We start from the raw sequence: 4,514 nt of genomic DNA on the forward strand, positions 1-4,514 counted from the left end.
CGGTCGGCACGAGGAACCCGGTTGGCCCTGTTGCCACCGTCTTTCCTGAGTTCATCGCCCGCGACGGTCAGGAGCGCGCGAACGGGTGCCGTCAAGGAGGCAAGCGCAGGGTTGGTGCGGCCCGCAGCGAAGCGAGGACACGGCCCTGCGCGCCTTGACGGCAAACGGGCGCGGGCTACAGTCGCGGACAAGGTGATGAGGTCAGGGAAGACGGCTGAACATGGCAACGGCCATCCCACACGCCGACCGCACGGCAAGCGAAGCGCGCAGGCCCGGATCTGGAAGCCGGGCCGGAGGCGTCAGCCGAGCGGAGCGAGGGAACGATGGAAGCCCGTCAGGGGCGAAACCCCGCAGGGGGTTCGATGCGCAGCACGACAGCGCGACCGGCCATCTCCCATCTCCCAGGTGGCCGGGGACGCCCAGGCTTCAATGCCGAAGAAGCAACAAGATCAGGACGAGCACACGCAAGGCATCGTGGGCCTGATACGGTTGCTGTCTGGCCGATCCGGCGCAGCCGGGTCGGCAGAGTTCAGGGGCGCCAAGCCTGCGCGGCGGGGATAGCCCGCAGGGCTTTCCCCTGGAGGCAAGCGAAGCGCGCAGCGCCCCGTCCGGGGCGCGTAGGCATCACGCCGCGTCGTCAGGACGCAGGCTGGATTCCGCAACCGGAATCCAAGGCGATGACGAGTCCAGCAGGTAGCGCGCACCGCGGGCATACATGCCCGAAAGTCCGGTGGGCCGGTAGAACCCGGTAACGCGGCGCCGGAACTGTGCGCCAAACTCGTTGGTGAAGATCACCGCGTCGCCGATCTTGAAGCGCAAGGGCTGGCCGTTCTCCGGCGCGAACGGCTTGAGCGCATCGTGCTGCGCCGTGATTTCGATGATGTAGTCGTGATGGCTGCTCATGGCATTGATCTCCTGTGATGGTTGAGAAAGCACAAGGAGCGCCTTGCGGCGCTCCAAGGGCCGGGTCAGACAGCGATCCGCCCGGCCAGCCGCGCATCGCGCGCATAGGCGCTCAACCGCTTCTCGGCGCGGAACGACAGGTCACGCCTCGATCGGCAGGCCCAGCCCGCCGCGCACCGTCGCCAGCTCGCCCAGGCTGACCCAGCCGATTTCCGGCTCTCCCAGGCCCGGGTCGCAAAGACCGAAGGCGTGGTCGTGGTCGTCGGGATCAATCTCGGTCAGCAGCCAGGTCGCGCCGGCGTCCGGCGTGAACAGCTTGACCACGGGCGCCGGATCGAAGTCCGCGTTCTGCAAGGATGCGCGGCCGTTGGCCAGCAGCACGATGCGCTGCTCGTCAGTGATGAGTGCGTTGTTCATGGTGAACTCCTGAAAGGTTGCCGGGCGGAATTGCCCGACCCTTCCGGGGCACGGCGCAGCGCAAGCAGTCAGGGGTCAACGACGGCCGCCAGGACGCAAGCGCGCAGGGCGCGCGCAGCCCTTGACGGCGAGAACGCCGTGGCACGATGAAGGGAACAGCAAGACCGCCTCCCTCGCACCTCCATGCACCCCGGCTTTCGGCAAGTGCGCAGCACGCGCAGGCCCGCGAGGGCCGGAGTTGCGCCACCGGCCGCAGCAAAAAGGGGGCCGAAGCCCCCTCGGTCAGATCAGGCCGCGTTCGGCAAACGACGTGGTGGAGCTACCCGCCACGATGATGTGATCCAGCGTGCGGACATCCACCAGCGCCAGTGTTTCCTTGAGCCGCTGGGTCAGCACCTCGTCGGCTCTGCTCGGCTCTGGATTCCCGCTCGGGTGGTTGTGCGAAATGATGACTGCCGCCGCATTGAGCCGCAGTGCCTGCTTGACCACTTCGCGCGGATACACCGATGCGCTGTCGATCGTGCCGCGGAACATCTCGACGTACTCGATCAGGCGATGCTGCGTATCGAGGAACAGCACAGCGAACACCTCATGCTCGAAGCCGGCCAGCTTGGCGCGCAGGTATTCCTTGACCGCCGCCGGCGAACTGAACGACGCACTGCGCTGCATCTTGTGCTCGATGGCCTGGCGAGCGGCCTCCAGAATCTGGTCGGTGGTCGCCAACAGGTAGCGGCCCTGTGCGTCACGCACCATCAGCGAGGTATCGAACGAGGAAAAGGACAGTTGCGACATGATCGTGCTCCGGTTGCTCGGGCGGAATTGCCCGGAACCGTGGCCAGCACGGCGCAGCGCAAGCAGTCAGGGGGCGAAGACGGCCGCCAGGACGCAAGCGCGCATGGCGCGCGCCGCCTTTGACGGCGAGAACGCCGTGATACGGTGAAGGGACAACAAGACCGCCCCCATATGCCACGCATGAACTCTGGCAAGCGGAGCGCGCAGGCCTGTCTAGGCCGGAGGCGTCAGCGATGGACGCCCGCAGGGGCGAGACGCCAACGGCGGCTCGATGCGAAGTACGACAGCGCGGCCCATTCGGGGACGCCCAAAAATCGGGTATCTTTAGAAACTACAGATTCCCGTATTGGGTCTCGCTTGGTTAGAACACTGCAATAGCAAGGAACGGCATGCCAGCCCTGTATCAACTTGCCCTGCTTGGCACACCAACTGCAGTTCAAATTTCCGAACTTGAAGAAGTCATCGGAAAGGCTGTCGGCATGTTCAATTTGCGGTTGGGGCATGAGATTGGATGGGAGGTTTGTCCCGATGAATTCAATCCAGACCAACAGCGATCGTCTGCTGCGGCATTTTTCGGAGGTCATGAGCCTCCTCTTGCCAATGTGGCAAGACTGCTGGCACGAGGCATCCCATTGCTCCCGGTCGCCTCTGACGTCAATCGAGTCAGTGCAGAAATCCCTGGATTGCTGCAGCCGCTCAACTGCTTGGCATACGCCGCAGGTGGGCCGCAACGTGTCGCGTCTGCTTTGCTGGAGTGTGCTGGGCTCCTTCCTCGACAGCGCCGGGTGTTCGTAAGCTATCGTCGGGGCGAGGCCAGGGAAGCAGCCTTGCAGCTATTCGATGCGCTGTCTGCTCGGCTATTCGATGTATTTCTCGATACACATGGCATTCCACCCGCAGAAGATTTCCAGACCATGCTATGGCATCGGCTTTGTGACTCGGATGTCCTGCTGATGCTCGACACGCCAGGATATTTTGAAAGCCGTTGGACGAGTGCTGAGTTTGGACGCGCTTTGGCCAAAGGCATCAGCGTCTTGCGAGTCGGTTGGCCTGACACAACGCCTTCTGCGCGCACAGCAACGGCGAGTCGGGCGGAGCTGCTACCTGAAGAAGTCGATCCGACGACTGGGCGCATCGCAGAAGGTGCGGTGGAACGCATTTGTCTTCAGCTAGAGGAAGTTCGCAGCCAGAGTCACGCGGTTCGCTCTGTCAACCTCGTAAGCAATCTGCGCAATGCCATTCAAACAATCGGCGGCCAAGTCGTCGGAGTGGGCGCCAATAGAGCTGTATATGTCCAACTGCCCGATGGGCGGAATGTAGTCGTTTATCCAACGGTCGGTGTTCCCACGTCATCTACGCTGCACGATGCGTCTACGAACTCACCGGAACAATCCGTTGCCGTTGTCTACGATCACGTAGGCCTGCACCCCAGGTGGCTGGGCCATCTGGACTGGTTAGGACAGCACATTCACTCCGCTAGGTGGGTTAAAGCCAGCGAGGCGGGTTGGCAATTCGCGGACTGGGAGGCGTAGCCATGAGCGCAATCTTCCTCTCGGCCAGCGTGCCACTTGTAGGGCGTGGCACTTACCACGAAACCGCCGATCCATTTCTCATCCAATGTGCGGTGAGAGAACTGGTCATAGCAGTCATTCGTCAGCACAAGATCGTGTGGGGTGGGCATCCTGCGATTACCCCGATGATTTGGAGCATATGTGAAGACTTGGGGGTCGACTACTCGCAGTCTGTTGTCTTATACCAGAGCACGTTTTTTGCAGAAATCTTCCCCGAAGAGAACAAGCATTTCCAAAATGTAGTCTTCACCGATGCAGTTCCCAATGACAGGGCGGCAAGCTTGCTTGTCATGCGCGAACAAATGCTTTCGCGTGAGGACTTGAGCGCTGCTGTGTTTATTGGTGGAATGGATGGGGTAGAAGCTGAGCACGAGCTTTTCAGGCGCTTCCATCCTGCAGCCAAGGTGGTCCCGGTGTCCTCGCCAGGCGGAGCCGCGCTGAATCTCGCCAAGGACCATGGCTATTTCACCGGTGAAGCGCTTGCCGATGTGGACTTTGCTCAGCTCTTCCATGCGCATCTGGCGGTGCCCTTGGCTGGCAAATAGAGTTAGTTCGTTTCCCGATCTGGTGCTCTAAAAAAATCAACCGAGGATTGCTCATGCCACGGAAAGTCTTCTACAGCTTTCATTATCAACGCGACAGTTGGCGCGCATCCAAGATACGCAATATTGGGATCGTAGAGGGAAACCCGTCAGCAAGCGATAACTGAATCGCCCAGGCTTTTGTAGACACTCTTCAGCCGTTTAGTGCGTACTGCCGTTCAAACTCTATCGGGGACAGGCCGCCATTGGAACCGTGTCGCCGTGTCGGGTTGTAAAACATCTCGATGTA

General features: G+C 61.3%; 5 protein-coding genes and 1 pseudogene. 3 read left to right on the top strand and 3 right to left on the bottom strand.

Going from position 1 to position 4,514, the window contains the following annotated elements:
• Positions 1-624 precede the first annotated feature (624 nt).
• The 3 genes and pseudogenes from QMX78_RS20140 to radC form a co-directional block, all read right to left on the bottom strand.
• Positions 625-903, bottom strand: a complete 279-nt coding sequence (locus QMX78_RS20140) for a hypothetical protein (RefSeq protein WP_019396529.1) — start codon at positions 901-903, stop codon at positions 625-627.
• 65 nt (positions 904-968) lie between these two features.
• Positions 969-1,320 (bottom strand): annotated as a pseudogene (locus QMX78_RS20145) (DUF2958 domain-containing protein).
• A gap of 282 nt (positions 1,321-1,602) precedes the next feature.
• A complete protein-coding gene (gene radC, locus QMX78_RS20150) occupies positions 1,603-2,112 on the bottom strand; it encodes a DNA repair protein RadC (RefSeq protein ID WP_019396527.1) in 510 nt (169 codons plus the stop codon).
• 389 nt (positions 2,113-2,501) lie between these two features.
• Here radC and QMX78_RS20155 point away from each other — a divergent pair, with 389 nt between their 5' ends.
• The 3 genes from QMX78_RS20155 to QMX78_RS21615 are packed head-to-tail and all read left to right on the top strand — an operon-like array spanning position 2,502 to position 4,392.
• On the top strand, positions 2,502-3,644 hold the full coding sequence (locus tag QMX78_RS20155) for a toll/interleukin-1 receptor domain-containing protein (RefSeq protein ID WP_079264197.1): 1,143 nt from the start codon (positions 2,502-2,504) through the stop codon (positions 3,642-3,644).
• Positions 3,645-3,646: 2 nt separating this feature from the next.
• Complete coding sequence (locus QMX78_RS20160) at positions 3,647-4,228, top strand: hypothetical protein (RefSeq protein WP_019396525.1); 582 nt, start codon at positions 3,647-3,649, stop codon at positions 4,226-4,228.
• Between the two features lie 53 nt (positions 4,229-4,281).
• Positions 4,282-4,392 (top strand): TIR domain-containing protein, encoded by a 111-nt coding sequence (locus QMX78_RS21615; RefSeq protein ID WP_343239306.1) that lies wholly within the window; start codon positions 4,282-4,284, stop codon positions 4,390-4,392.
• Positions 4,393-4,514 lie beyond the last annotated feature (122 nt).

It is taken from the genome of Stenotrophomonas sp. PS02298, from assembly GCF_029959445.1.
GTDB lineage: Bacteria > Pseudomonadota > Gammaproteobacteria > Xanthomonadales > Xanthomonadaceae > Stenotrophomonas.